The sequence below is a fragment of the Dysgonomonas sp. UBA7630 genome (genome assembly GCF_002483985.1).
Taxonomy (GTDB): Bacteria; Bacteroidota; Bacteroidia; order Bacteroidales; family Dysgonomonadaceae; genus Dysgonomonas.
The window spans coordinates 170,531-196,853 of sequence record NZ_DLIY01000012.1; the positions used below are offsets into that span (position 1 = coordinate 170,531).

Sequence of the window (26,323 nt, forward strand, 5' to 3'; positions counted from 1 at the left end):
CATTGTTCACACGCTAACGATAAACATAAACCTCAACATAATAGCAATACATGTCAGGTTTGTAAACAGACTTTATCTTTATTTACTGAAGCTAGTTTTCGCATTTCAGATACAATACAAATAATATATACTAGCCGGATATATTCCTTATATCTGGAGAATGGATATAACTCGATAACCCAACTCAATTATCTACGAGCACCACCCTCTGTTAAAAATATATTTTCCTCCGGGATAATTCTATCCCAACTTTATTCGTAAATTATTTTAATAAAATAAAAACAAATACTTATATGCATATCCGAATTATTCGGGTTATGCTCTTGCTCGTATTTGTATTGCCCTTGTATAGTCAAGAATCAGATTCTATCAAACAGGTAGAGTTAAAAAGTATTACTATAACTGCAACATCTTATAAGACATCGAGTAAAATCAATTCAGCTCTGTCGATAGAAGTAGCAGAAAAGGATTTTTTGAAAAATCACTTTACAGGCAATCTTATACAAGCATTAGAGCATATACCGGGAGTCCGTTCTATGGATATTGGGTCCGGGTTTTCGAAACCCATGATACGGGGAATGGGATTTAATCGCATTTCTGTAACCGAAAACGGAATAAAACAGGAAGGCCAACAATGGGGCAGCGATCACGGATTAGAGATTGACGCATTTAATATCGAACGAGCCACTGTCCGCAAAGGGCCATCCTCACTTCTCTATGGAAGCGATGCGATGGGTGGCGTAGTGGAAATAACTCAAGCTCCCCCACCCTTCGACAATCAGATTTTTGGTGAAGCTGTGGTACTAGGCAAAAGTGTAAATGAAACATTCGGTGGTTCTGTATTATTAGGCCTGAAAAAAAGTGCATGGTATACAAAGTTTCGATATTCCGAACAGCGTTTTGGAGATTATCGCATACCTACAGATACCATTGTCTATCTTACTCAGAAAATTCCAATATATAATCGGAAGTTGAAGAATACAGCCGGTATTGAGCGTAATATAAGTTCATACACCGAATACCGTAGCGGAAAGTATTACTCCAATTATTCAATGAGTAATGCCTACCAAAAAATAGGATTTTTTCCCGGAGCACATGGCATACCTGATATATCCCGTGTTCAGGACGATGGAGATGACCGTAATATTGAATTACCATACAGCAGAGTAAATCATATGAAGATAACATCACGACAGCAATACGTATGGGATAAACTCATTGGATATTGGGACGTTGGATATCAGAAGAATCACAGGGAAGAGTGGAGTAAATTTCATACGCATTATGGAACACAAGCACCTCCCCATAAAGATCCGGATAAAGAATTGGTTTTCACTTTAGATACATATAGCTCTTCTATTAAGCTGAAAACAATAGCCTCAGCTACATGGGAATATAATGTCGGGCTTGATATTCAATACCAACAAAACCGTATATCGGGATATTCATTTCTTTTACCCAGATACAATAGATTTACCAGTGGAGTATTTGGTCTTGCTACATGGCGACCATCACAGCAGCTTAGCTTTAGTGGAGGTATTCGCTACGATCATGGGAATGTAGACATATCAGCATATAATGATCCTTATCTTGAAACATATCTGCAGGTAATGGGATATGACAACGAACTGATAAAGCAATATAAGTGGCGTAGCTATGCTGTAAATCGCAACTTTGGAGACTTTTCGGGATCGCTCGGTATTATATGGAATCTGAATATATATCATCTTATAAAGGCGAATATAGGACACAGTTTTCGGCTTCCCGGTGCGAATGAGTTAGCAGCAAATGGAGTACATCATGGTACGTTCAGACACGAGCAAGGAGACCCTTCTCTTAATTCGGAAAGAGGATGGCAGCTGGATGCATCTTACTTGTATGAAAACAAGAGCATTTCATTTTCCATCACTCCATTCTTTAGCTGGTTTAGTAATTACATTTTTCTGAAACCAACAGGCGAATGGTCTGTACTCCCTCATGCGGGACAGATATATCGATATACGGGTGCTGAAGCTATTTTTGCAGGAACGGAGATATCTTTCAGTATAGACTTGTTTCCACATCTGAATTATTCCTTCACAGGCGAGTATGTATATACTTACAACCTTGATGAGAATACTCCTTTAAGTTTCTCGCCACCGGCATCTATGCGAAATACAATAACATGGAAAAAGAATCAATTCCAAATACATGCCGAACTGTATAGTATTGCAAATCAAAATAGAGTGTCAAAGAACGAAAGTACAACATCAGGAACCAATTTAATTAATCTCGGAGGAAATATAAATATACCGATATATAACACAATGGTAGATATCAGTTTATCACTGCGGAATCTATTGGATACTAAATATTATAACCACTTAAGTTTTTACAGGAAAGTTGAGATTCCAGAACCGGGACGCAACTTTCAATTATCAATTAAAATACCTTTTAAAAGTAAATTAAAATGAGAACAATTATTAAAATCCTATTCCTATCAATTATTAGTATAATAACATCTATATCATTTACTTCTTGTAGTAATGATGACGAGGGAGATACAACTCCACCTGCGATCAATCTAACTGCTCCGGCAGAAGGTGCTGTATTAAAGATTGGATCAGATATTCATTTCGACATGGAATTATCCGACAATGAAATATTATCTTCTTATAAAGTAGAGATACATAACAACTTCGATGGTCATAATCATACAAAATCATTAAAAGCCGAAGACGCTACTACCGCATTTGCTTTTCAGAAAACATGGAGTGTAACCGGACAAAAAACAGCCAAGATACATCATCATGAAATAATCATACCGGAAAATGCAACCCCTGGTAATTATCACTTGATGGTATATTGTACAGATGCCGCCGGGAACGAATCGTATGTTGCACGTAATATTGTATTAAGTCACGACGGAGAAGATGATGACCACGATCATGATCACTAGATAAAAGCCCCTTTATAAGTAAAACCTCAGTATAAATCAATAAACTATACTGAGGTTTTCTTTTGAACTCAACAATTTTATTTACAGCAAAAAAAACTCTTATCCCGGGTAGTCACGCTTTTTCAACATAAAATACATAAAGTCTGCCGATTTGTTTTCTATAGCCCATCTGGTAAGAATAGAAACGCCCACCAATCCTACTGCTATATGATCATTGTATTTCTCTTTTGTTTCTCTGAATAGTTGATCTTTCACTTTATCATAAACGTCCGAAGGCGTTACTCCTACAAGTATTGGATACGACATATTGAGTTGGGAACCTGTAGAGTACATATTCTTGTCAGCAGCGAAGTTACTAAACAAAAAAGTTTAAACGGTCACTTATATATCCATTTGAAAGGTCAAATAATACCCATCTAAATATTTTCCATTGGAAATTTGTTTCTTTGGAAAATTATATTTTACTTTGCAATATATTTCTAAAGGATATTATTTCCAATAGATATTTTATTGATCTAAATAATATTAAAATATAAAATGAAAAAGGCAAGTATTATTATTAGTGCTATTCTAGTTAGTTTTCTAACGCAAGCGCAGAATCTCCGGCATATTTCGGTAAAAGATGCAGTAGAGATTGCAATGAAAAATAACAACAATGTTAAAATATCCGAGTTGGATGAAAAAGTAGCGAATGCAAATTATCATCAAACAGATGCCGTTTTTCTCCCACAAGTGACGGTTGGATATACCGCTTTAAGTACAAATAACCCACTAAATGCTTTCGGATTTCTATTGCAGCAAGAATCCGTTACTGCGATGGATTTCGATCCGGCAAAACTGAATAATCCCGGAGCAAAACAAAATTACAGTGCTCAGGTAGAAGCTAAGCTACCATTGTTGAATATGGATATGATCTATGCTCGCAAAGGAGCTAAAGCACAAGAGGAAGTTTACAAATACAAAACAGAACGAGCCAAAGAATACATCGAATTTGAAGTGCGAAAAGCATATACTCAATTACAAATGTCGTATCAGGCTCGAAACATCCTTCAAAAATCGTTAGCGGATGTGAAACAAATACATCAATCAGTCTCCAATTTTTATAATCAAGGATTAGTTCAAAAATCGGATGTATTGAATGCTCAGGTACAAGTCAATACAATTGAAACTGCATTGGCAAAAGCTGAAAGTAATATACAGAATGCCTCAGACGGACTGCGTCTTCTGATAGGATTGGAAACAAGTAGCGATGTATATACAACAGATTCATTGTCGCAAGAAATAAGCCTGTATCAAGATAGAGAGCTTTCGTCTTATCGTTCCGATATCATGGCGCTAAACAAAGCTGTAGATGCGACAAACATGATGGTAAAATCTTCAAAAATGGCATTTCTGCCACGTATCAATGCTTTTGGTTCATATAGCTTAAATGATTCGAAGGCTTTCAAATTTGGAAATGATTCTTACCTCGTTGGTATAAATCTAAGCTGGACAATATTTTCAGGCAATCAAAACCGGAGTAAGATGAAATCGGCACAATTCCAAAGAGATAAAATGCAAGAAGAGCTCAACCTGCATATCAAAAAAGAAGAACTAGAGCTAAATAAAACCAAACGTGATCTGAACGATTCCCAAATCGAGATCAACAAACAAAAGGCCAGCGTGGAACAAGCTGATGAAGCATTACGTATTCTCTCCAATCGTCACCGTGAAGGTTTAGCGAGTACCACAGACTTGCTAATGGCACAGGCTCAATTCTTTCAACAAAAACTGATGCTATCTCAATCTATTATGTCGTATAATATAACAGATGCATACCTCAATTTTTTATCAAAAACTAAGTAACAAATAAAACCTATAAATAGATATGAAAACTTTAAGAAATGCATTTTTAGGAATAGTGGGAATATCAACTCTTTACTCCTGCTCTTCTTCCGATAAATTAGAGGATAAAGATAAGACTATAGTAAAAGTAGAAGCTTATTCTCCGGCTCAATCTACAAACGAAGGATTTTATCTTAGCGGTGAAGTCACAGCCAAGCAAACCGCTAACATCAGCACCCGAATGATGGGCTATGTAACGAAGATATATGTAAAACCGGGTGATAAAGTAGCATCAGGACAACTCCTCGTATCTATTAGCAGCGATGATATTCTGGCAAAAAAGGCTCAGATACAAGCTATGATCACCGAAGCTGAAGCAGCAGCAAAAAATGCCCAACGTGATTATGAGCGTTTCAAAACACTGCGCAACCAAAACAGCGTATCTGATAAGGAACTCGAAAATGTGGCTTTGCAGAATACTTCGATGAATGCGAAAGTACAAATGGCTCGCCAACAGATGAACGAAGTAAATGCGATGCTTTCCTACACCAATATACGTGCTCCATTTTCGGGAGTCGTAACACAAAAGATGGTGGACGAAGGGAGCATGGCAAATCCGGGAATGCCTATTTTGACGATTGAGCAGAATGGTGAATTGCAGGTTATAGCATCTATACCCGAAAACTATATACAGTATGTAAAAGTAGGTGATATAGCCCAAATGGAATTGAAATCATTAGGGATAACGATCGATGGAAAGGTATCCGAACTCAGTCCGTCGGCATTCCGCACAGGAGGACAATACTCTATGAAATTAGCTATTGACACCAAAGATAAAGAAAATATACGCCCGGGGATGTATGTAAATATATTGATACCTAACAAAACAGGAGAGAATATTACATTTAAAATCATGCTGGATAAAAGCTCTATTGTATACCGTGATCAGCTTACGGGAGTATATGTGATAGACGACCAAAGTCAAGCTAATCTTCGCTGGATACGTTTAGGCAAGACAATCGGCAATCAGGTAGAAGTACTTTCGGGTTTGAGCCAAAACGACAAAATTGTATCCAAAGCCGAAGGCAAATTATATAACGGAGTAAAAGTATCTGTAAATAAATAAAATTATGGAAAACGGAATTTCAGGAAAAATAGCCGGAGCGTTTATCAAGTCTAAATTGAGTATCCTACTCATGCTAGCTTTTATGCTCTTAGGTCTGTTCAGCATATATTTCATACCCCGCGAAGAAGAACCTCAGATTGAAGTTCCTATGGCGGACATCATGATTGGTTATCCCGGAGCAACACCCCAGGAAGTAGAATCGGGTGTTGTACAACCTATCGAAAAAATCATATCGAATATCAAANNAGAGCATGTTTATTCTACTTCTATGAATGGTATGGGTATGCTCACCGTACAATTTTATGTGGGCGAAGATGTGGAACGTTCGTTAGTAAAACTTTACAACGAAATGATGAAGAATATGGATCGTATGCCACAAGGTGCTACTATGCCATTGGTAAAATCACGAGCCATAGATGATGTTCCCGCATTGGCATTCACTTTTTGGAGTGATAAAATGGGTGATTACCAAATACGCCAGGTAGTAGAAGTAGTTGGCAACGAGATAAAGAAAATACCTGATGTAGCACAAGTGAATATTGTAGGTGGACAAAGCCGACAGGTGAAGGTCATGCTCGACAAAGACAAGATGGCTCAGAGCAAGCTCGACTTTGGAGCAATAGCCCAATCACTGCAAGCAAATAATGCACAGATGCAAAGCGGAAATATCGTAACAGGAGATATGGTTTACTCTGTGCAGACAGGCAATTTCTTTGCGAATGTGGATGAAGTGAAGAATCTGATTGTAGGAACAAATGACAATCAGCCGGTTTACCTGTATCAAATAGCAGAAGTAGAAGACGGACCGGAAGTACCCAAACAATATGTTTCGTTTGGATATGGAGCTGCATCAGGCGATAAAAAAGCCGGCATGCCCGATGACTATTCGGCTGTAACGATTTCTATTGCTAAGAAAAAAGGTGCTGATGCAATGAAGCTGGCAGAAGTAGTTATTGATAAAGTGGATCACCTGAAAAAAGATGTTATCACAAAGGATTTAAATGTAGATGTTACCCGTAATTATGGAGAGACGGCTTCACACAAAGTATCCGAATTACTGTTCCACTTATCCATTGCAATTATAGTTGTAACCCTGTTTGTAATGATAGCTATGGGATGGCGTGGCGGTTTGGTAGTATTTCTTTCCGTGCCTGTAACATTTGCCCTCACTCTTTTTGCTTATTACTTCTTGGGATATACACTCAATCGGATTACACTGTTTGCTTTGGTATTTGTTACAGGCATTGTTGTGGATGACTCCATTGTGATTGCGGAAAATATGCACCGTCACTTTAAGATGAAAAAACTACCACCGTTACAAGCTGCGCTATATGCTATCAATGAGGTAGGAAATCCAACTATCTTGGCAACGCTGACTGTTATCGCAGCCGTACTGCCCATGGCATTCGTATCGGGAATGATGGGTCCATATATGAGTCCGATGCCTATAGGTGCATCCATAGCCATGATTTTCTCTTTACTAGTAGCTCTGACGTTGACTCCTTATTTCGGTTATTTATTCTTAAGACATAAAGAGAAAAAAGGAGAAGGACACGAAAGCGAAGAAAAAGAAACGGATTTGCATGAAACAAAAATATACAAATTATATACTAAAATAGTAACTCCGTTTTTGGAAAACAGAAAACGCCGTTGGACATTTATGATTGGCTTAACTGTCGTTTTACTGGGATCGTTTGTGTTGTTTTATACAAAATCTGTTCCGGTGAAAATGTTGCCTTTCGATAATAAGAATGAATTTCAAGTAGTGATTGATATGCCGGAGGGAACAACTTTGGAACGTACTGCCGCCGTGACTAAAGAATTAGCTGTGTATATCAGCCGAAATGATAAAGTAACCAATTATCAAACGTATGTGGGTACTTCTGCTCCTATTAGCTTCAATGGATTGGTTCGCCACTATGATATGCGCATGGGTGACAATGTAGCTGATATCCAGGTTAATCTTATTGACAAAGGAGAACGTAGCGAACAAAGTCATGATATAGCCACATCGGTACGTGCCGATTTGCAAGCTATCGGTAAAAAATACAATGCCAATGTGAAAATAGTAGAGGTACCTCCCGGCCCTCCTGTAATGTCTACAATTGCAGCCGAAATATATGGTCCAGACTATGATCAACAAATAGCTGTAGCCAAACAAGTGAAAGATCTGTTGGCGCAAACTGACAATGTGGTCGATGTTGATTGGTCGGTAGAAGATGCTCAGACTGAATATAAGTTTGAGGTAGATAAAGACAAAGCTATGAAATTGGGAATTCCAAATGCACAAGTTGTTCAGAATATGAGAGCGGCTCTATCGGGTATGCCTGTAGGTATATTGCATCAACCTTCGTCTGTCAATCAGGTAGGCATTGTACTTCAACTGTCAGAAAAAGAGAAATCGAGTATAGAAGATGTACTAAGCATGAAAGTTGTGAATCAACAAAGTATGGCAATTCCCGTCAGCGATTTGGTGAAGGTCACTAAAGGAGAAAAGGAAAAGAGCATTCACCGCAAAGATCAAAAACGTGTAGTTTACATATTAACCGAGGTTGCAGGAAGTTTAGAAAGCCCAATATATCCTATTACGGAAGTGTCGGATAAGTTATCTCAGGTAAAACTCCCTGAAGGATACACTTTATCAGAAGAATATAGTAAACAACCAAAATATGAAGACAACTTTTCCTTAAAGTGGGATGGAGAATGGCAAATAACATACGAGGTGTTCCGTGATTTAGGATTAGCATTCTTATTTGTATTAATTATTATTTATGTACTCATTGTCGCTTGGTTCCAAAACTTTATAACGCCCTTGGTACAGCTGGCTGCCATACCTTTATCATTGATTGGTATTATTTTCGGTCACTGGATTATGGGAGCTTACTTTAGTGCTCCGTCTATGATTGGATTCATTGCCTTAGCCGGAATTATGGTGCGAAACTCTGTACTACTTATCGACTTTATCGACATACGACTCAAAGATGGTATTCCATTAAAACAAGCTGTGATTGAAGCCGGAGCTGTACGCACCACGCCTATCATACTGACTGCCGGAGGCGTAGTCTTGGGGGCAATCGTCATTCTATTCGACCCCATTTTTCAAGGTCTGGCAATTTCTTTGATGGGTGGAACAATAACCTCTACTGTACTGACACTGATTGTTGTGCCGTTGTTGTATTTCAAAATGTTGAAAAAGAAAGTAAAATGATTATGAAGCTATTAGTTGTATTAAGTATAAAGGAATATCAGGAGCAGGTGGGAAGCCTGCTCCATGATGCCGGAGTAAAACGGTTTAGTGTAACCAATATCACCGGATATAAAAAGAAGGAAGAAAACTTGGGCTGGTTTGCAGCGAATGGAAATAATGCAAAAACTAATTCGATAATGCTTTTCAGCTTTGTAACAAAAGAAATTGCAGACAAGGCTATTTTAGAAATTGATAGTTGTAATATTGAGACAAAAAATCCTTTCCCTGTACATGCTTTTGTCCTTGATGTAGAGAATTTTTCTAAACTGATTTGATTATGAAACGTGAATATATTATACGGATAGTAGCGGGTACAATGGTTTTAACAGGCATTTCTCTGGCTTATTTTGTTTCTATCGGATGGCTGTTGTTACCTGCTTTTGTTGGAGTGAATCTTATACAGTCTTCGTTTACTAAATTTTGTCCGTTGGAAATCCTGCTCGATAAACTGAATATTAAACGGTAAATTGATTAATTAAACATGAGAGAGCAAAAACCGAATACAGAAATCGTCTTTTGCTCTCTTTTTTAGATATGAAAACAATATTTTATACAATAATCATATTGTTTATCCTCATTATACACATTCCCAGCGTCTACTCACAGGAAAATACGATCTTACAGGTAGATAGTATTTCACTTCGGAATAACTATCTGAATGAGATGCAGTCGATAAATGTATTGAGACATAAACCGATTGAAGTTTCGGAAGACCTTGTAAGATCTGTACTCGACAAGCAGACACCTTTTGCGGTATATAAGGATAATTATATGGTAACCGGAATCCCTTTAAATAAATCGGTAACCCGCAAAACTGCTGATGCTTTCTTTCAATTTAGCATTCGCCACAGAGTTACTAGAAGTGTACTTCCTTTCAACTCATTCTTATACATTACTTATTCTCAGAAATCATTTTGGGATATTTACGACGAATCAAGTCCTTTCCGCGATACAAATTATAATCCGGGAATAGGCTTTGGCAGGTATGTTATAAAAGACAATAAACTGAAAGGGGCAATGATGATTTCTTTGGAACATGAGTCGAATGGTAAAGCCGGAGAAGACTCACGGAGTTGGAATTATATAAATCTATCAGCCAAATACTTTTACAATATGCGATTATCGGCTAAAGCTCAAATATATCTGCCCTATGTAGATGGTGGTAATAATAAAGATTTATTGCGCTACAAAGGATATGGCATTTTTTCGGTCAATTATATAGATAAGGAAAATCTATGGTGGTTTAGCCTTAATATAATGCCTCGAGATAAGGTTATAAACCCTAATTTACATACATCTTTATCATTTAGAGTATCCAAAAATTCAAATCAATACTTAACTTTGGATTATTATGCCGGATATGGAGAAGGGTTGCTAAATTACAAGAAATATACAAATCAGGTAAGAATAGGATTTACGATAAAGCCGGATTTCTTCAGTGCATATTAACAAAAAATGAATGACTATGAATAATAAATGGGACGAAAGTTATAATATTGAAAAATACCGCTACGGAGAAACCCCGAATCTATTTTTCAAGCAAGTCATCGATAAGCTTCCTACAGGAAAAATTCTTCTTCCGGCTGATGGGGAGGGACGAAATGGTGTATATGCAGCAACAAGGGGATGGAGTGTAGACGCTTTCGACCAAAGCCAGCAAGCTAAAGAAAAAGCCTTGCGTTTGGCTCAAAAAAACAGTGTGAATATTTCATTCAAAGTGATTGATTTCGAAGACATCTCTGAAAATTATATTGTAGACTCTTATGATGCAGTCGCTCTTACATATGTTCATCTACCGGAACAGTTAAAAGTAAAATATCACAGATCATTATTGCCTTTTTTGAAAATTGGAGGGCATATTATTATCGAAGGATTCAGTAAAGAGCATGTAAAATACCAACAAAAAAATCCATTGGCGGGGGGTCCTCCACATGTGGAAATGATGTATTCGAAGGAAGAGATTCTCTCGATCTTTGATTCTTTAAAAATCGATTTCTTGGAAGAGGTAGAAGTAGAATTGGCTGAAGGTATAGGGCATAATGGAAAAGCCTCGGTAATACGCTTTATCGGGAAAAAGATATAAATAAAAATAGAGGCAACGGTTATCATTTACCGTTGCCTCTATTATATTACTTATAAAAGGCTACTGATTCAGTCTTAAGGTTTAATAAAATTGATATATTTTCGTTCTTCAGAGAATAGCAAAGCTGTATCTATCAACGCCAGATGAGAATATGCTTGAGGAAAGTTACCTAGCATACGTTTGGTTTCGAAATCCAAATCTTCACTAAACAACCCCAGATGATTCGAATATTCCAGTAACTGATCAAATATTTTCCGGGCTTCGCCTTTCTCACCAATCATAAACAATGCACGAGTTAGCCAAAAAGTACAGATAGTAAAAGCAGAAGACGGCAAACCAAAATCATCATCGACTTTATATCGATACATTAATCCATTATGGTATAATTCTTCTTTTATACGTTTTACTGTCTTTATATAGCGATCGTCGTTTGCATCTATAAAACCATACTGCTCCATCAAAAGCAATGATGAGTCCATATGCGTATTATCATAGGCTTGAGTAAAACTCTGAATCTGATCGTTCCATCCATTCTGCATCACATCTTCCTTTATAGCCATCGCTTCTTTTTGCCATGCTGATACATAGTCAGTCTGATTTAAAAGTTTGGCTATCTCTATTGCTCTGTCAAGAGCTACCCAACACATTACCTTCGAGAAGACAAAATTCTTTTCGATGTTACGAAACTCCCATATACTCTGATCAGGATTTCGCCAAACAATATAAACCGTTCTGATGATCGATTTAACAACTTCCCACATTTCTTCCAACTCGCCCAATGTCCCTGGAAAACGGAAATAATAGCTATGTATAACATCCATCAGATAGCCAAAAGTGTCATTTTGTTTTTGGAAATATGCGGCATTTCCAATTCTTACCGGTTGGGAATTTTCATATCCTGCCAAATGCGGTAGCATCTCTTCTTTTAACGTACGACTGCCATCTATTCCATACATAATTTGTAAAGAATCTGATTTAGATTTCAATATATCCTTCACAAAAGACATAAACCGCTTCGCTGTTGAATGATGCCCAAGTTCTATGAGAGTTCCTATAGACATCGATGCATCACGAATCCAGCAGAATCGATAATCCCAGTTACGGACTTCGCCTATTGTTTCCGGAATACTGGTGGTAAGAGCTGCCATAATAGCTCCGGATGACTCATAACACATCAGTTTAAGAGCCAACAGACTGCGACAAATATAGTCGTTGTATTCTATGAATTTTCGGGAACGATTATTCCAATTCAACCAGTAAATCTTTGTACGCTGATATTCGAGATAGGCTCGGTTGATATCTATATTCGCTAGTTTTTGACTATACGACAATAGCATGTACTGGTCTTGCTCCAGAATAATTTCTTCTTGATTTAATATGGTGTCAAAATCAATACTTGAATATAAATAGATATTATCATTTCCATCTACTAAAGAGAATGTTCTTATAAAGTAGGCAAACTTTTTGTGTATGACCGAATCTCTGGCATAATTCATTACAGGAGTATAATTTATCCTAAAACGTGGTTTACCATCAATGAGTCTTATATAACGATAGATTTCGGAAGGGATATAATACTCGTCTCCACGGGTCTTGTATCTCGGCATAAAATCGAGTACTTCAAATACGCCCTCATCAGAAGCAAAGCGAGTACAAAGTATATTTGTTTCTTTAAAGTAATTTTGTGTAATACGATAACTATCAGAAACAATGAATGAAAAACTCCCGCCTTTATCTTTATCTAATAATTTAGAAAATACAGATGGAGAATCGAATACCGGAAAACAAAGCCAATCGATACTTCCTTCTTTTGATATTAAAGCAGCAGTTTTACAATTTCCGACTACACCGTAATCTAGATTATCCATAAGCAATTAAATTATTTTATTAGTTTTTTCAAGAAATCAATGTTTAAAGTTTGTTTTGGAATATTATACCGCGCTGCATTTGATGGGTCTCCTACTTTTATCGTTATAGCCGTATCGGGTAATGCCATAAACATTTCTTCATCAGTTGTATCGTCTCCTATGGCCATCACAAAATCGTATTCACTTTGATTGATTAGCCTTAAAGCTTCTGAGCCTTTATTAAATTCGCCTGACTTAATCTCTACAATTTTATTTCCTTTCATTATCTGCAAGTTTTGTCTTGATGCTGGATTTATTAAAGCATTTATCAGCTGTGTTACACGCAGTTCGGCCAACCAGACATCAACATCCCGGTAATGAAAGACCAAGGCTGTTTCTTTTATTTCAAGTTTCGACCGAGGAGTCTTTTTTACTGTATGTTTGATTATGTCTATTATCTCTTGATCCCATTCAATTTTCTGCCCTTTGCTTTTCCATATACCATTCTCTTTGTAAAACATACCATGTTCGGCTGCCATATCTAATGGCAAATGTCCTAACCAATCTTCAAGAGTCTGTTTATCTCTACCACTACTTATTATCATTCTATTATGGCTATCAGCACACATTTTTTTCAAAAGATCAATAACTTCAGTCGTTGGTGATGCTTTCATCGGATTGCGATGAAATGAGACTAATGTGCCATCGTAGTCTAAAATAATCAGACGTTTTTGAGCTTTTTGGTATGCATCTTTTATTTCATTGAAGTTTTTTCGTACGATTATTTTTTTTTGTAATTCTTTATTTTTCTTTTTTACTGAAAACAATTCATCTATAAAATCTTTAGCCCATTGCCCAACATGTTGAGAAGAAATAATCTCTTGCATATTTGATATAGCTGCTTTTTGCTCCTCTTCCGGCATTTCCAATGCTATAAGAAGAGCATTCTCTAAATCCTTTATATTAGTTGGATTCACTATCAGCGCATCAGATAACTCAATAGATGCTCCGGCCATTTCACTTAAGATGAGTACCCCTTTCCCATCTCGTTTTGTTGCAATATACTCTTTTGCAACAAGGTTCATTCCATCCCTAAAAGGGTTGACTAAACATATATCCGATATATGATACAAAGCTGTTATCTCTTCGAAGACGAATGACCTATAAAAATAATTGATTGGTTGCCATCCTGCTGTAGCATATTTACCATTGATGGCTCCTACCTTCTGGTCTATATCTTCTTTCAGCTTTGCATAAATATCAACATTGTCTCTTGATGGTGCTACAATCATAATGAGACTAACCTTTCCTCTATATTGCGGTTGGTTTGCTAAGAAGTCTTCAAAACACCTTAAACGCATAAGAATCCCTTTGCTATAATCCAACCTATCTACAGATAATATAAGCTTACTGTTGCCAAACTCACCACGTAGTTTCTCTGCTTGTTTCTTTATATGAGGATTTAATAAAGCATTGTGATACATATCATAGTTTATTCCCATTGGAAAAGCATCCACATCTACGATTCTGCCATCTAAATGGATTTCATCGAGATTGCAATCTAATTTTAGTACCCTATAAACAGCACTAATAAAATGTCTCATATATCCATGCGTATGAAAAGCAACAAGGTCGGCGCCCAGCAGACCGTTTAAAATATCACTTCTTTCGGGTAAGCACCTAAATAATTCATAAGAAGGGAATGGTATATGATGAAAGTAACCAATACTTACTTCAGGCATTCTGTCTCTTATCATTCGGGGTAAAAGCATCAATTGATAGTCCTGGATCCAAACAATATCATCAGGTTCTATGATCTCCATCGCTTTTTCACAGAATAAAACATTCACTTCCTTATATACAGTCCAGTAGCAATTATTGTACCTTACATTGCTGAAAAAGTAATGAGAAAGCGGCCAAATTACACTGTTGCTATATCCTTCATAATAATTTTCTATTTGTGAAGGAGTAAGATTTACCGAATGAAAGTTCAGATCAGCTAGTTGTTTGTCTATTTTCTGCTGCTCATCAACATCTTCAAGATACATTCCTGTCCAACCAACCCAATGCGTTTCCATATTTATCTCTAATGAGTTCAGTCCGGTTGAAAGGCCTCCCGAGCTAGGAACGACCTTGTACTCATTTTCCTCTTCCACCACTTTTAGTGGTAATCTATTAGATATAATAATCAACTTCATAATACATATTTTATATCGGGCAGGGCGATCCGATTATTAAAAATAGAATAATTCTCTCGAACACAGAAGGATGTAATGAACCTATAAAAATTTTATTATCCTCAGATTAATTATCATATGAAGCCAAAAAGACGAACTTAAATTCTTTTAAGGAAACTGAATTATATATTGGCTATATTTCGGATTAACTCCGTATAAATAAGATATCTACCGAATAAGTAGATTTTAAAGAGGAGAAAAACAAGGTTGTTCTCAATGTATCCAAGATTCTTACAAAGATAATAAAATTTGTCTAACCCATAAAAATACATAGAAGTTAGATTTTAACTAAAAAATCTAACTTACTAATATGCAGCTATTTTGTTGTGTATTTACGACGTGTTTTATAGTAGAAAAAAGGAAAACACCTAATCACAAGATCACAATCCTATCGTTTTATAATAGATCCAAGCGTTTCGGGAATATCAAACTCAGCACATTTTATCGATTCAAGCTTTTTCTTACCCAAATCAGTCAACATAAAATACATCTGGCGCTTATCTTCCTTGCCGACAATACGTCGGATAAGACCTTTCTTCTCGACCGACTTTATCACTTTCGATGTATTTGAATTACTCAGCCCCAATACGCTCGCCAATTCATTTGATGAATATTTTTGAGTATTTAACGAACAGAGTAGCATTCCTTCATTCAGTCCAAGATCATATAATTGTTGAAAGTTTAGTTCAAAGTCATAAATCGCCCGATACACATCCCTGATCTGACATAATGTTTTTACTTGCGAATTATTTATATTGTCTGCCATTTTAGTATAAGTTTATATTTACTGTCATTCTTTTAATAAAAGATTATCAATAGCTTCCTTTAATTGCTGCTTGGGTAATGCTCCTGCAGCCATCTGAGGTTGTGCATTCATCGGAACAAACAGTAAAGATGGTATACTTCTTATTCCGAAGACAGCAGAAAGTTCTGGCTCTGTTTCCGTATTTATCTTATAAATATATATACGATCTCCGTATTCTGCAGCCAATTCTTCCAACACCGGAGCTATAGCCTTACAAGGGCCACACCAGTCAGCATAGAAATCGATCAATGCCGGCTTATCCCCCAAATATTTCCATTCAGTAGGATTTGTTTCAAAATTAGCAACTTTTGATAAGAATTCAGCTTTTGTTAAATGTATTGTTGTCATTTTATTTTCTTTTTTAATTGTTTCTTCTATTTGATTTTTTGTTTCTGCCTTGTTATTACAAGAAATAAGCAATAATGCCACGAGTGAGAATAATACTGTATACTTCATATTAATCGGGTTTATATTTTTTTATCTGATCTCCATAAATATTTTCTTTGTGCTTAGTATCTGTATAGCATTCTCCGGAACCACAACAGGAAATGTTCATAATTGCCTGGAAAAGCAGCCATCCTCCAAAAACCAGAAATATATAATTTTGCGAAATCATAGAATAGATAGCCATAAGTATTCCTAATAGCAAACGAACGATCCGTGCAAAATCCCAATTCTTCAATATGCGATTCATTTTCTTATTCATTTAAAATTAAACCAACTTCCACCATTATATACTTCCTGAAAACCTTTATTTCTTAGAAGTGTTACGGCACTGCGGCTACGCATGCCACTCGCACATACAGCAATAATCGGTTTATCTTTTTTCAGTTTAGATAAATTACTGCTTAAACTATCTAACGAAATATTGATTGAATTAATTGCCGCCCCTTGTTTATACTCTTCTTTTGTACGAACATCTAAAAGTATAGCACCATTCTCTAAGAGTGCCTTAAAGTCAGCTTTGTCCTCTAGTCCAAAAAATCTGCTAAGAAATCCTGCCATATTATTTATTTTATTACTGTTTCTTTACTTTATTCTTTTTAAATATTCCTCCGAATAAACCTCCCAACAATACTCCGTATAGAGTACTGATAGTAGGTGATGAAGTTATGGGACAAGTACCGGTACTACAACCGATATACCTCCAGTACATATATCCGCCTACTGCTCCGATGAGAGCACCTAAAAGGTATGTCCAATTGTTTTTTATAATTTGCATATCTAGTTATTCTTATATTATAATGCTACAAAGATAATAAATAATTTCCACAAGAAAATAATTCTAAAAGAAATAATTAGAAAATATTAAATAAATAACATTAAATAACAAATAAATAAAGATTAGTTCATAATGAGTCGCAAGAATATCCTTTATTGTCAATATTTATATGTAAATTTGTTTTATCTCTGTTAGGGGTGTTCTTTTTATAAGAGCTGAGATTAAACCCTTGAACCTGATATGCTGTAATTGGCGTCGTAGGGAAACGGAATGAATAGAAGATATTAATAATACTATATATAGAGTATTAATCAAGCCGTTTCATAGATATGAAGCGGCTTTTTTTATTGTAAAAAATAAAAAATATCTATACATAAAATAAATAATTATGATAAATATCGAATCTCTTATACGAGATCTGGATCTGATCCGAAAACAATCACCGCTTATACATAATATAACAAATTATGTAGTAATGAACAATACTGCCAATGCCTTACTGGCTATAGGTGCATCTCCTGTAATGGCACATTCTGTGGACGAAGTAGCAGAGATGACAAATATAGCCTCATCATTGGTTGTCAATATCGGCACATTAGAGGCTCTATGGGTAGAGGCTATGCTTATAGCCGGGAAGACAGCGTTAAATAAATCTACCCCAATTGTCTTCGATCCGGTTGGAGCCGGAGCAACATCATACCGCTCGAAGGTATGTAAACAATTGATAGAAGAATGTAAACCGTCGATTATACGCGGTAATGCTTCGGAAATAATAGCCTTGTCTGATACTCAGGCTCAGACGAAAGGCGTAGATAGCACAAATGCTTCTGACTCGGCATTAGACTCGGCTAAAACATTGGCTTATAAAACAAAAGCAATAGTTGTAATCAGCGGCGAAACTGATTATATAACCGATGGCATAACTGTTGAAACTGTAAAAAACGGTAATCCAATGATGGCGAAAGTCACAGGAATGGGATGCACAGCTACAGCCGTGGTTGCAGCTTTTGCAGCAGTAAATAAAAATCTGCTCGAAGCTGCCACACATGGGATGTTGGTGATGGGAATATGTGGAGAAGTTGCCGCTGCACACTCGCAAGGGAATGGAAGCTTACAAGTAAACTTTCTCGATACATTATTCAATATCAATGAAGAAATGGTAAGAAAAAACATCAGGCTATGAAAGACTTTGATCTAACCCTATATTTGGTTACCGACCGTTCATTATCCCTCGGCAGAGCATTAGACGATGTTGTGGAAGAATCTGTAAAAGGAGGTGTAACGATGGTGCAATTAAGAGAAAAAACATGTTCTTCGAAAGAATTTTATGACCAAGCCTTGAAATTAAAAAAATGTCTGAAACCGTATAATGTACCTCTAATAATCAACGACAGATTGGATATTGCACTAGCTTGCGATGCAGAAGGACTGCATATCGGTCAAAATGATATACCATATCATATAGCACGTAAAATCTTAGGCAAAAATAAAATTATTGGTCTATCGGTAGAGAATATACAGGATGCTATTGAAGCCAATAAACTAGACATAGATTATATTGGTATATCCCCTGTTTTCGGAACTTTAACCAAGACCGATACCGCACAAGCTTTAGGCTTAAGTGGAGTACATGATATAACTCAAATATCGAAACATCCGAGTGTGGGTATAGGAGGAATTAATAAATCAAATACACAAGATATTATTCGTGCCGGAGCAGATGGGGTTTCCGTCGTATCGGCTATTATGTCTGCTGACAATCCCCGACTAGGAGCATCGGAATTATTAGAAATTATAATTAAATCAAAAAATAAAGAATCAAATGAAGTGGAGTGAAGAAGCATGGGTTTCCGCAAAACCTGTTTATGATAAGATACTGGAGTTACCATTTATAAAAGAATTAATAAACGGAAAGTTAACAAAAGAACGATTTATATTCTACATCAGACAAGATGCCTTATACCTCGCTGAATATGGGAAGATATTGATAGGCATAGCCTCAAAGCTGGACAAAACAGAACATACTACTGCCTTTGTCAATTTTGCCAGCGACAGTATAAATGTAGAAAATGCATTGCATGAATCTTTTCTGCAAGAAATAAAAGATGAAAAGAGTGAAGCATCTCCTACCTGTTTGTTATATACATCATTCCTACATAAACAATTAGCCCATGCTCCTATAGAAGTAGCATTAGCTGCTGTTTTACCTTGTTTTTGGATTTATAAGAAAGTGGGAGATTATATATTAAAAAATCAAACTGAAGGGTATAATCCATATCAGAGTTGGATAAACACTTATGGCGGAGATGGTTTCGAAGAATCTGTATCGAGAGCTATTGCTATTTGCGATGAGGTTGCTGCACAATGTACCGAATCACAAAAACAAGCTATGACCGAGGCATTTGTGATGTGCTCCAAACTGGAATGGATGTTTTGGGACAGTGCATATAAACAAGAAAAGTGGATAATTTAAACAGCAAAGGAAAATGAAAAAACAATATAAGCGAGTGTTATCCATAGCAGGAAGCGACCCTAGTGGAGGAGCCGGCATTCAGGCAGACCTTAAAACGTTTTCTGCTTGCGGATGTTATGGAGCAACAGCAATAGTGGCGGTAGTAGACGAAAATACGATTGGTGTAACAGGTGTACACCCTATTCCGGTTCCATTTGTAGCAGGACAAATCAAATCTGTACTAGACGATATTGGTGCGGATGCTATAAAAATAGGGATGCTACATTCTTCTGAACTTATACGTACCGTAAAAGAAACATTATCGCATTACAATATAAAAAATATTGTATTAGACCCTGTTATGGTAGCTACATCAGGCGATAAATTGCTGCAAGATGAAGCCATCCAAACATTAAAAAATGAGCTTATTCCTTTTGTGCGGGTAATAACACCCAATATACCCGAAGCGGAGATAATATTAGAAAAAAAAATCCAAACACAAGAGGATTTACCTTTAGTTATCAAAGATTTATCTTTTGACAGATCTGTTTCTGTACTTCTAAAAGCAGGACACCTAACTAATGATGAGTTAATAGACGTTTTTTATAACGCTGAAACAGATGAAATTATACATCTGAGTTCAAAGCGAATTAAAACACAAAACACACATGGTACAGGCTGTACTTTCTCGTCTGCCATAGCAGCTTATCTAGCTCATGGTATCTCGCTCAACGATGCTATAATAAAAGCGAAGGAATATATAAATAAAGCTATACTAGCCGGAGCAGAATACAAAATAGGGAAAGGACATGGCCCGGTACATCATTTTTTCAATTTTTGGCAATGACTTAGGGTTCTAAAACTCAAAAATTAAAAAATTACTGAATTAAGTTAATATTTGCATCAAAGAATTGTTCGTAAATATACGAATTAAAATATTATTCGTATATTTGCGAACATAAAAAAAACATTAACTCAATGTCAAAAAAAGAATTAACTGCCGATCAAGAACAACTTGCACGCTTTGCGAAAGCATTAGGACATCCTATTCGCATTGCTATACTTGAAATGCTAGCCAATCAATCTTGCTGCTATCATGGTGATATGTCAGAAGTTTTACCCATTGCCAAAAGTACGCTGTCTCAGCATTTGAACGAACTAAAAGATGCAGGATTAATTCAAGGTACAATCACATTACCTACTGTGAAATATTGTATCAATAAGGAGAATTGGAACAAAGCGAAAGGTTTATTTTCAACATTTTTCATAGAGATTCGCAATGAAGATAATTGTAATGCGAAGTAAAAAATTTATTTGCAATATTCGTGTTTTCACGAACAACGAACGGATTAACTTCTAATAAATATAAAATATGAAAATACTCATACTTTGCACTGGCAACAGTTGTCGCAGTCAAATGGCACATGGCTTTTTACAATCATTTGATCCTTCATTGTCTGTTTATTCTGCAGGGACAAAAGCTAGCGGAAAAGTAAACCCAAAGGCTATAGAAGTCATGCAGGATGCAGGAGTAGATATTTCACATCATACATCCGATAGTGTAGACAAATACATGAATGATGAGTGGGATTATGTGATTACTGTTTGCGGAGGTGCAAAAGAAAGCTGCCCAACATTCTTAGGAAAAGTAAAGAACCGCTTACCTATTGGTTTTGATGATCCCTCCGAAGCTATAGGAACACCTGAATTTATTCAATCCGAGTATATCAGAGTACGGGATGAAATCAAAAAAATATTTTATAAATTATACACCGATAAGATAAAAGGTCATGAGTAAAAGGATGATGAATTTCTTAGATAAAAACTTAACGCTTTGGATTTTCCTTGCGATAGCTATCGGTATAGGATTAGGTTATTTTATACCCACTTTCAGCAGCTACATAGATTCTATGTCGAGCGGTACAACAAACATTCCTTTGGCAATCGGTCTTATTCTGATGATGTACCCACCATTGGCAAAAGTGGATTATAAACAACTACCGAAAGTATTTTCTAGCGTAAAAATATTATCTATTTCCTTAATCCTTAATTGGATTATCGGGCCTGTCTTAATGTTCTTACTGGCCATTCTCTTTTTGCACGATTATCCTGAATATATGGTTGGGGTTATTCTGATAGGTCTTGCACGGTGTATAGCAATGGTGCTTGTATGGAACGACCTGGCAGAAGGGAATACCGAATATGGTGCAGGATTGGTTGCATTAAACAGTATCTTCCAGGTATTCTTTTATAGTTTTTATGCTTGGTTATTTGTAACAAAGCTACCACAGTTATTTGGCTTCGAAGGTGTAATTGTTGATATATCCATAGAAACAATTGCCGGAACAGTAGCTATTTATTTAGGAATTCCTTTTCTGATGGGTATTCTAAGCCGTTTGATATTAGTTAAAATCAAAGGGGAACAATGGTATAAAGAAAAGTTTATCCCGGCAATCTCTCCCATTACTTTAATCGCCTTACTATTTACCATTGTATTAATGTTTAGTCTCAAAGGGGAACTGATCGTACAAATACCGTTGGATATGTTACGTATAGCCATACCGTTATTGATCTATTTCGTAGTCATGTTCTTCCTCAGCTTCTTTGCAGGAAAATTAATGGGAGCATCTTACGATAAAAATGCTTCGATAGCATTTACAGCTACGGGCAATAATTTTGAATTGGCTATTGCAGTTGCTATCGGAGTCTTCGGCTTACATAGCGGGCAAGCCTTTGCTGGAGTAGTAGGGCCATTGGTTGAAGTACCTGTACTCATACTTTTAGTGAACATTGCTTTTTGGTTAAAGAAGAAATATTACAAATAAAATAACTACAATACTTTAAGATGAATTCAAACGAAGAAAAGAAAGCTTTAGTAAAGCAGAGATATAGCGAACTAGCATTGAATAGCGATGCTCTAAAGTCAGGTTGCTGTTGTGGAACGAGTCCTGCTACTCCTTCAAAAAAGGTCTTTACGATCATGAGCGAAGATTACAGTGGGCTTAATGGATATGAAGCAGATGCAGACTTAGGAGTAGGCTGTGGATTACCTACTGAGTATGCAGGTATTAAAGAGGGTAATACCGTTTTGGATTTAGGCTCGGGTGCGGGCAACGACTGTTTTATAGCCCGAGCAGAAGTCGGAGAAACAGGGAGAGTAATCGGCATTGACTTTTCTCCACAAATGATAGAAAAAGCGCGAAAGAATGCAACTAGGCGAAGATATACCAATGTCGAATTTATTGAGGGAGATATAGAAAATATGCCTCTACCCGATAGTTCTATAGATGTTGTAGTAAGTAATTGTGTTTTAAATTTGTTACCTGAAAAGGATAAGATATTTAAAGAAATATATCGGATATTGAAACATGGAGGCCATTTCTGTATTTCCGATGTGGTGCTGAATGGTTTATTTCCAAAAGAGTTTACGGATAATGCTTCTATGTATGCAGGCTGTATAGCCAGTGCCATACAAAAAGACGATTATTTAGGCGAGATTGAAAAAGCTAATTTTACTAATATAAAAATTGAAAGGACAAAAATGGTAATCATTCCTGATGATGTTTTAGAGGAACATCTCGATGAATCGACAATTGAAAAATATAAAAAAGGAAATGTCGGTATTTATTCCATTACTGTGACAGGAGTAAAATAATAGAATTCATGAATAGCTTAAGCCATCATAAGGTGGCCTAAGCTATCAAATTTGTATCTTTCTATAACGTTATTTATTACTCAAACAAAAATGGTTCCGTATCGATAAGTTTATGACGGTCTTCTTCAAAGAAGAATTTGTCTTCACCGAATGCAGGTTTAAGCTGATTAAACCAAGTTGCTTTAGAATCATATTCAGCAAAAAATGGGATATGTACCCATTTAGGATTACGTCCTTGAATAAAACGAAGAACGAACAGCTTTTCTCCTTTAATTTCCTGTACACCTAGTACCTGTATCTTCCCGGCATGATCACTCATACTCGGTCCCCTTACCGTCCGGCATAGACCACTCACTTGCTGATATGCTCGGCGAAAGATATTCCAACATCTTTCGAGTGGAAGTTCAAAGTATTGCTTTGATCCTGTATCTCGTGCGATAAACATATAATAAGGAATACAGCCCAAATCAACTTGATTACGCCACATCCGCGCCCATATTTCAGGCTTATCATTGATATGCTTTAGTAGAGGTGATTGCGTCCGTATCTGTGCACCGATATTCTTTATTCGTAAAATCGCTTGTTTAACAGCATCGGTAGAAAGCTCTCGTGGATGATTAAAGTGAGCTTGAATCGATAAGTTCTTCCCTGATTTGTTAATTTCTTCAAATAACCGGATAATATCATCACTATCAGAATCGGTAAGGTATCTATATGGCCAGTAGGCTAATGACTTTGTACCAATACGGATAGAACGGATATGATCAAAATCAGATGTCAATAATGGTTTGATGTAACTACCCAGAATAGCAGCATTCATTACCATTGGATCTCCACCCGTAAACAAAACATCTGTAACCTCTTTATGAACTCGCAGATACTTAAGTAACAGATCAACTTCTTTCATTGCAAATTTCAATTCGCTCATCCCTGAGAATTGAGGCCACCTAAAACAAAATGTACAATAAGCATGGCAAGTCTGTCCCTGACTGGGAAAAAACAATACAGTTTCCGGATATTTGTGTTGGATACCTTTCAGCTTTATTTCACCTAAAGATGGGACATTGTGCTCCTGTCCTGCAGGATTGGGGTTTAAGGAAAGACGTATTTTGTGTATTTCATCTTCAATAATAGATTTTTCGACATTGTCATCTAGTAGCTTTTCAACTATCGCATAATGCTTTTTATCAAGCATTCCTTTTCTTGGAAAATTTAATGTAAATATCGGATCAGTGTCGATATTATCCCAATCTATCAATTCATCTATTACATAATTATTTGTTTTGAATGGGAGTACTCTTCCTACAACTTCAATATCCTTAACAAACTCCTTTGGAATATTGGCTATTTGAGGTATAGATTGATAATTGTGTAATGTGAACGTTTTTAGTTGATTTCGGGATTTATTCATATTATAGTTAAGTTTTTTAAGCTACACTTATTGATAATCTAAGCGTAGGCCATTTAATATATATTTTGCAGAGACATAAATGTCGCTAGCTGAATAATTACAATCAGTTAAGAGGCAAAAAGACAAGCTTAAATGATAATTAAGCTAAATTAGATAAGACTCAAAAATTTATCTTATCTGTTTATAAAATATGCCACAACGATATTTGTCTAATCATATCCGGAGCAAACACTGGTACAGCTAAAAGGATGCTATTGTGCTTGTATAAATGATTCCGGTTTGTAAATATATAAAAAATAATCGGGATATTGACCATAAAAAAGCAGAAAACGGGTAAGAGGCTAACCTTATATTTGAATAAAAATAATTGATTTTCTCAATAAAAAACACCTCCCCATAGCCAATTCAAAAAAATATTTTCCATTCTAAGGTAGGGTTTTCTTCAACGTATGTGTCATAGTTGTATAAAGCATTAGAAGATGGAGATTCCTTACGAAATATTAATCAAATATTGCAAAAATGAATGCAATATCCAAGAAAAGCGATTTATTGAAGACTGGCTTGCTGCTGATGACAACAACCTAAATACCTTTCTTGACTTACAGAAAGAATGGATTTACATAAATAATCCATCATATGTTATTCCTAATAAAGAAGCGGTATGGAAGCAAGTCTGTAATAAAACAGATTACAAACAATATCTCGAAAAAGACACCGGTATAAGAGAGAAACATTCTATTCCGTATACTATGTGGGCACTTACTGCTGTGTTAATATTGTCTTTGCTCACGATATCGGGATATTTGATTAATAATACTTACAAACCCAAATCTTTTACATATATAAGTACCCAATGGGGCGAAAAGTCTCAAGCAATACTTGCTGATGGGACAAAGATATGGCTTAATTCTAAGTCAAAGCTATCATTTGCTAGCGACTACAATGATAAAAATAGATCAATAGAAGCACATGGAGAACTTTTTTTCGATGTTGCACACGATCAGAATAAGCCTTTTATCGTAGACATCGGCAAAGTAAAAATCCGCGTACTGGGTACAAGCTTTAATGTTTCCAATTACGAAAGTGATGATTTTTTCGAAATATCCCTTATCGAAGGTGAAGTAGAAGTACTGGATGCAAAAAAAGACAAGCATATGTTTAATCTGTCACCGTCTCAACGAGCACACATAAATAAACACAATCTGAAATACGAAATAATAAACGAAGATACAGAGGAAGCAAAACTTTGGACTGCAAATAAATTGCTCATTCATAATGCGACACTATATACTGCAATAAAGAAACTCGAACGATGGTATGGAGTTAATATCTCTTACTCTCAATTAGATGAAAGTAAAAGATACACATTCCTTTTGAATACCGAATCGCTGCGAGAGTTTCTCGACCTATTTAACAAAATAACACCAATAGAATATGAAATATATGACAACTCAGTAAAAATAAAAGGGAAATAGT

General features: G+C 36.1%; 26 protein-coding genes and 1 pseudogene. 18 read left to right on the forward strand and 9 right to left on the reverse strand.

The window, feature by feature from the left end:
- Positions 1 to 293 precede the first annotated feature (293 nt).
- Both B3P17_RS04710 and B3P17_RS04715 read left to right on the forward strand, forming a co-directional pair.
- The gene (locus tag B3P17_RS04710) at positions 294 to 2,453 is read left to right on the forward strand and encodes a TonB-dependent receptor (protein WP_291103900.1); all 2,160 of its coding nucleotides are present in this window, start codon (positions 294 to 296) and stop codon (positions 2,451 to 2,453) included.
- Entirely contained in the window at positions 2,450 to 2,938 is a 489-nt protein-coding gene (locus tag B3P17_RS04715) for a DUF4625 domain-containing protein (protein ID WP_291103903.1), read from the forward strand. Before B3P17_RS04710 ends, B3P17_RS04715 begins: the two co-directional genes overlap by 4 nt.
- Positions 2,939 to 3,040: 102 nt before the next feature.
- Here the strand turns inward: B3P17_RS04715 and B3P17_RS04720 are convergent.
- Positions 3,041 to 3,280, reverse strand: a pseudogene (locus tag B3P17_RS04720) (hypothetical protein); the annotation flags it as partial.
- A 195-nt stretch (positions 3,281 to 3,475) separates the two neighbouring features.
- Here B3P17_RS04720 and B3P17_RS04725 point away from each other — a divergent pair.
- The 7 genes from B3P17_RS04725 to B3P17_RS04755 all read left to right on the forward strand — a co-directional run bounded on the left by B3P17_RS04725 (position 3,476) and on the right by B3P17_RS04755 (position 11,218).
- Positions 3,476 to 4,783 carry a TolC family protein gene (locus B3P17_RS04725; protein WP_291103906.1) on the forward strand — a complete coding sequence of 436 codons (1,308 nt, stop codon included), beginning with the start codon at positions 3,476 to 3,478 and terminating at the stop codon, positions 4,781 to 4,783.
- A 22-nt stretch (positions 4,784 to 4,805) separates the two neighbouring features.
- Positions 4,806 to 5,888: an efflux RND transporter periplasmic adaptor subunit gene (locus tag B3P17_RS04730; RefSeq protein ID WP_252639051.1), complete on the forward strand. Its 1,083-nt coding sequence runs from the start codon at positions 4,806 to 4,808 to the stop codon at positions 5,886 to 5,888.
- 4 nt (positions 5,889 to 5,892) lie between these two features.
- Positions 5,893 to 9,096, forward strand: coding sequence for an efflux RND transporter permease subunit (locus B3P17_RS04735; RefSeq protein ID WP_291103910.1), 3,204 nt, complete (start codon positions 5,893 to 5,895; stop codon positions 9,094 to 9,096).
- A gap of 2 nt (positions 9,097 to 9,098) precedes the next feature.
- Positions 9,099 to 9,410 (forward strand): hypothetical protein, encoded by a 312-nt coding sequence (locus tag B3P17_RS04740; RefSeq protein ID WP_252639053.1) that lies wholly within the window; start codon positions 9,099 to 9,101, stop codon positions 9,408 to 9,410.
- 2 nt (positions 9,411 to 9,412) lie between these two features.
- A complete protein-coding gene (locus B3P17_RS04745) occupies positions 9,413 to 9,601 on the forward strand; it encodes a YgaP family membrane protein (RefSeq protein ID WP_252639054.1) in 189 nt (62 codons plus the stop codon).
- 68 nt (positions 9,602 to 9,669) lie between these two features.
- A complete protein-coding gene (locus tag B3P17_RS04750) occupies positions 9,670 to 10,584 on the forward strand; it encodes a phospholipase A (protein ID WP_252639055.1) in 915 nt (304 codons plus the stop codon).
- 16 nt (positions 10,585 to 10,600) lie between these two features.
- The gene (locus tag B3P17_RS04755; RefSeq protein ID WP_252639056.1) at positions 10,601 to 11,218 is read left to right on the forward strand and encodes a class I SAM-dependent methyltransferase; all 618 of its coding nucleotides are present in this window, start codon (positions 10,601 to 10,603) and stop codon (positions 11,216 to 11,218) included.
- 74 nt (positions 11,219 to 11,292) lie between these two features.
- Here the strand turns inward: B3P17_RS04755 and B3P17_RS04760 are convergent, their stop codons facing one another.
- From B3P17_RS04760 to B3P17_RS04790, 7 genes are all read right to left on the reverse strand, one after another.
- Entirely contained in the window at positions 11,293 to 13,086 is a 1,794-nt protein-coding gene (locus B3P17_RS04760; RefSeq protein WP_252639057.1) for a glycoside hydrolase family 15 protein, read from the reverse strand.
- An 11-nt stretch (positions 13,087 to 13,097) separates the two neighbouring features.
- Entirely contained in the window at positions 13,098 to 15,263 is a 2,166-nt protein-coding gene (locus B3P17_RS04765; RefSeq protein WP_252639058.1) for a bifunctional alpha,alpha-trehalose-phosphate synthase (UDP-forming)/trehalose-phosphatase, read from the reverse strand.
- Between the two features lie 427 nt (positions 15,264 to 15,690).
- Positions 15,691 to 16,068: a winged helix DNA-binding protein gene (locus tag B3P17_RS04770; protein ID WP_252639059.1), complete on the reverse strand. Its 378-nt coding sequence runs from the start codon at positions 16,066 to 16,068 to the stop codon at positions 15,691 to 15,693.
- 24 nt (positions 16,069 to 16,092) lie between these two features.
- Entirely contained in the window at positions 16,093 to 16,563 is a 471-nt protein-coding gene (gene trxA / locus B3P17_RS04775) for a thioredoxin (protein WP_252639060.1), read from the reverse strand.
- 1 nt (position 16,564) lies between these two features.
- Entirely contained in the window at positions 16,565 to 16,801 is a 237-nt protein-coding gene (locus tag B3P17_RS04780; protein ID WP_135104300.1) for a hypothetical protein, read from the reverse strand.
- Between the two features lie 8 nt (positions 16,802 to 16,809).
- On the reverse strand, positions 16,810 to 17,112 hold the full coding sequence (locus B3P17_RS04785) for a rhodanese-like domain-containing protein (protein WP_252639061.1): 303 nt from the start codon (positions 17,110 to 17,112) through the stop codon (positions 16,810 to 16,812).
- Between the two features lie 13 nt (positions 17,113 to 17,125).
- The gene (locus tag B3P17_RS04790) at positions 17,126 to 17,329 is read right to left on the reverse strand and encodes a DUF6132 family protein (RefSeq protein WP_252639062.1); all 204 of its coding nucleotides are present in this window, start codon (positions 17,327 to 17,329) and stop codon (positions 17,126 to 17,128) included.
- Positions 17,330 to 17,717: 388 nt separating this feature from the next.
- Between B3P17_RS04790 and thiM the strand changes: the two genes are divergently transcribed.
- The 8 genes from thiM to arsM all read left to right on the forward strand — a co-directional run bounded on the left by thiM (position 17,718) and on the right by arsM (position 23,436).
- Positions 17,718 to 18,512, forward strand: a complete 795-nt coding sequence (gene thiM / locus B3P17_RS04795; RefSeq protein ID WP_252639063.1) for a hydroxyethylthiazole kinase — start codon at positions 17,718 to 17,720, stop codon at positions 18,510 to 18,512.
- Complete coding sequence (gene thiE / locus B3P17_RS04800) at positions 18,509 to 19,165, forward strand: thiamine phosphate synthase (RefSeq protein WP_252639064.1); 657 nt, start codon at positions 18,509 to 18,511, stop codon at positions 19,163 to 19,165. The genes thiM and thiE overlap by 4 nt, the downstream gene beginning before the upstream one ends.
- Positions 19,152 to 19,802: a thiaminase II gene (tenA, locus tag B3P17_RS04805; RefSeq protein WP_252639065.1), complete on the forward strand. Its 651-nt coding sequence runs from the start codon at positions 19,152 to 19,154 to the stop codon at positions 19,800 to 19,802. The genes thiE and tenA overlap by 14 nt, the downstream gene beginning before the upstream one ends.
- A 13-nt stretch (positions 19,803 to 19,815) precedes the next feature.
- Entirely contained in the window at positions 19,816 to 20,628 is an 813-nt protein-coding gene (gene thiD / locus B3P17_RS04810) for a bifunctional hydroxymethylpyrimidine kinase/phosphomethylpyrimidine kinase (protein WP_252639066.1), read from the forward strand.
- Between the two features lie 131 nt (positions 20,629 to 20,759).
- Positions 20,760 to 21,086, forward strand: a complete 327-nt coding sequence (locus tag B3P17_RS04815) for an ArsR/SmtB family transcription factor (RefSeq protein WP_252639067.1) — start codon at positions 20,760 to 20,762, stop codon at positions 21,084 to 21,086.
- Positions 21,087 to 21,153: 67 nt separating this feature from the next.
- The gene (locus tag B3P17_RS04820) at positions 21,154 to 21,579 is read left to right on the forward strand and encodes an arsenate reductase ArsC (RefSeq protein ID WP_252639068.1); all 426 of its coding nucleotides are present in this window, start codon (positions 21,154 to 21,156) and stop codon (positions 21,577 to 21,579) included.
- Positions 21,572 to 22,606, forward strand: a complete 1,035-nt coding sequence (gene arsB / locus B3P17_RS04825) for an ACR3 family arsenite efflux transporter (protein ID WP_289781711.1) — start codon at positions 21,572 to 21,574, stop codon at positions 22,604 to 22,606. The genes B3P17_RS04820 and arsB overlap by 8 nt, the downstream gene beginning before the upstream one ends.
- A gap of 20 nt (positions 22,607 to 22,626) precedes the next feature.
- Entirely contained in the window at positions 22,627 to 23,436 is an 810-nt protein-coding gene (arsM, locus tag B3P17_RS04830) for an arsenite methyltransferase (RefSeq protein WP_291103931.1), read from the forward strand.
- A gap of 76 nt (positions 23,437 to 23,512) precedes the next feature.
- On the opposite strand, the gene B3P17_RS04835 is transcribed toward arsM, so the two are convergent.
- Complete coding sequence (locus B3P17_RS04835; RefSeq protein WP_291103933.1) at positions 23,513 to 24,847, reverse strand: KamA family radical SAM protein; 1,335 nt, start codon at positions 24,845 to 24,847, stop codon at positions 23,513 to 23,515.
- 479 nt (positions 24,848 to 25,326) lie between these two features.
- On the opposite strand from B3P17_RS04835, the gene B3P17_RS04840 reads away from it, so the two are divergent.
- Positions 25,327 to 26,322, forward strand: coding sequence for a FecR family protein (locus B3P17_RS04840; protein WP_291103936.1), 996 nt, complete (start codon positions 25,327 to 25,329; stop codon positions 26,320 to 26,322).
- Position 26,323 lies beyond the last annotated feature (1 nt).

Bases quoted from the DNA above. Each gene is read 5' to 3' on its own strand.
- B3P17_RS04710 (WP_291103900.1), top strand. From the start codon at position 294: ATGCATATCCGAATTATTCGGGTTATGCTCTTGCTCGTATTTGTATTG.
- B3P17_RS04715 (WP_291103903.1), top strand. From the start codon at position 2,450: ATGAGAACAATTATTAAAATCCTATTCCTATCAATTATTAGTATAATA.
- B3P17_RS04725 (WP_291103906.1), top strand. From the start codon at position 3,476: ATGAAAAAGGCAAGTATTATTATTAGTGCTATTCTAGTTAGTTTTCTA.
- B3P17_RS04730 (WP_252639051.1), top strand. From the start codon at position 4,806: ATGAAAACTTTAAGAAATGCATTTTTAGGAATAGTGGGAATATCAACT.
- B3P17_RS04740 (WP_252639053.1), top strand. From the start codon at position 9,099: ATGAAGCTATTAGTTGTATTAAGTATAAAGGAATATCAGGAGCAGGTG.
- B3P17_RS04745 (WP_252639054.1), top strand. From the start codon at position 9,413: ATGAAACGTGAATATATTATACGGATAGTAGCGGGTACAATGGTTTTA.
- B3P17_RS04750 (WP_252639055.1), top strand. From the start codon at position 9,670: ATGAAAACAATATTTTATACAATAATCATATTGTTTATCCTCATTATA.
- B3P17_RS04755 (WP_252639056.1), top strand. From the start codon at position 10,601: ATGAATAATAAATGGGACGAAAGTTATAATATTGAAAAATACCGCTAC.
- B3P17_RS04760 (WP_252639057.1), bottom strand. From the start codon at position 13,086: ATGGATAATCTAGATTACGGTGTAGTCGGAAATTGTAAAACTGCTGCT.
- B3P17_RS04765 (WP_252639058.1), bottom strand. From the start codon at position 15,263: ATGAAGTTGATTATTATATCTAATAGATTACCACTAAAAGTGGTGGAA.
- B3P17_RS04770 (WP_252639059.1), bottom strand. From the start codon at position 16,068: ATGGCAGACAATATAAATAATTCGCAAGTAAAAACATTATGTCAGATC.
- trxA (WP_252639060.1), bottom strand. From the start codon at position 16,563: ATGAAGTATACAGTATTATTCTCACTCGTGGCATTATTGCTTATTTCT.
- B3P17_RS04780 (WP_135104300.1), bottom strand. From the start codon at position 16,801: ATGAATCGCATATTGAAGAATTGGGATTTTGCACGGATCGTTCGTTTG.
- B3P17_RS04785 (WP_252639061.1), bottom strand. From the start codon at position 17,112: ATGGCAGGATTTCTTAGCAGATTTTTTGGACTAGAGGACAAAGCTGAC.
- B3P17_RS04790 (WP_252639062.1), bottom strand. From the start codon at position 17,329: ATGCAAATTATAAAAAACAATTGGACATACCTTTTAGGTGCTCTCATC.
- thiM (WP_252639063.1), top strand. From the start codon at position 17,718: ATGATAAATATCGAATCTCTTATACGAGATCTGGATCTGATCCGAAAA.
- thiE (WP_252639064.1), top strand. From the start codon at position 18,509: ATGAAAGACTTTGATCTAACCCTATATTTGGTTACCGACCGTTCATTA.
- tenA (WP_252639065.1), top strand. From the start codon at position 19,152: ATGAAGTGGAGTGAAGAAGCATGGGTTTCCGCAAAACCTGTTTATGAT.
- thiD (WP_252639066.1), top strand. From the start codon at position 19,816: ATGAAAAAACAATATAAGCGAGTGTTATCCATAGCAGGAAGCGACCCT.
- B3P17_RS04815 (WP_252639067.1), top strand. From the start codon at position 20,760: ATGTCAAAAAAAGAATTAACTGCCGATCAAGAACAACTTGCACGCTTT.
- B3P17_RS04820 (WP_252639068.1), top strand. From the start codon at position 21,154: ATGAAAATACTCATACTTTGCACTGGCAACAGTTGTCGCAGTCAAATG.
- arsB (WP_289781711.1), top strand. From the start codon at position 21,572: ATGAGTAAAAGGATGATGAATTTCTTAGATAAAAACTTAACGCTTTGG.
- arsM (WP_291103931.1), top strand. From the start codon at position 22,627: ATGAATTCAAACGAAGAAAAGAAAGCTTTAGTAAAGCAGAGATATAGC.
- B3P17_RS04835 (WP_291103933.1), bottom strand. From the start codon at position 24,847: ATGAATAAATCCCGAAATCAACTAAAAACGTTCACATTACACAATTAT.
- B3P17_RS04840 (WP_291103936.1), top strand. From the start codon at position 25,327: ATGGAGATTCCTTACGAAATATTAATCAAATATTGCAAAAATGAATGC.